Origin of the sequence: Phenylobacterium hankyongense (assembly GCF_003254505.1) — a bacterium.
Taxonomy (GTDB): Bacteria; Pseudomonadota; Alphaproteobacteria; order Caulobacterales; family Caulobacteraceae; genus Phenylobacterium; species Phenylobacterium hankyongense.
In genome coordinates, this window is the sequence record NZ_QFYP01000004.1 from 1 (window position 1) to 729 (window position 729).

1 protein-coding gene is annotated in these 729 nt (G+C 58.7%); it reads right to left on the reverse strand.

Annotated elements, in window-relative coordinates:
* Positions 1-142: 142 nt before the first annotated feature.
* Positions 143-550, reverse strand: a complete 408-nt coding sequence (locus DJ021_RS18430; RefSeq protein WP_243626203.1) for a RuBisCO small subunit-like domain-containing protein — start codon at positions 548-550, stop codon at positions 143-145.
* Between the last annotated feature and the right edge of the window lie 179 nt (positions 551-729).

Here is a 729-nt window from a genome sequence, read left to right on the forward strand (position 1 = left end):
AAAAATCTTATGTTGCAGCTCTTCAGGATTTTACAGGATCAGAGCGGAGGAAGGAAAGCGGAACAGTACATAGGAAGGGATACGGAAAAAGCAGGTAGAAAGCTCAGAAGGGGGTGCGATGGCCCCCAGCTGGACCGCTGGCTTAGGCCCCTGCGGGCTTGGCTGCAATGAAACTGATGCACTGCACTTGGCGCTTGTTGTCGAAGCCGATGATCCTGACAAAGTACTCGGGGTAGGCCTTCTTGACCTCCTCCACCTCGGCGATCACCTGGGCGGAGTCGGTGCAGCCGAACATGGGCAGCTTCCACATGGTCCAGTAGCGGCCATCGTAGTACCCAGGAGAGCTGTGGTACTCACGGTACACGAATCCTTCCTTGGAGAACTCGATGCAGGGAACCCAGCCATTGCGGATGAGGTAGTCGACCTCCTTGGAGAGGGCCTCGGTGGAGAGAGGAGGGAGGTAGGAGAGGGTCTCGAACTTCTTCAAGCCCTCCGGGGGCCAGACCTGCATGCAGCTGACCTTGCCGCCGTTGCTGGGGAGGGTCGACAAGTTGGCGTTCTTGCGGGTAGCCGGGAACGCGGCGGAGGATCGGAGCCCGTTGAAAGGCGCCACCATGTTTGCCTGGGCCGGGCTGGCGCAGGCCACTGCGGCGCTGGAGACCATCATCGAAGAGGCCATGATGACCCTTACTTCTCGTTCTCTCTTCCTCTTCCTCTTTCCAACTGATG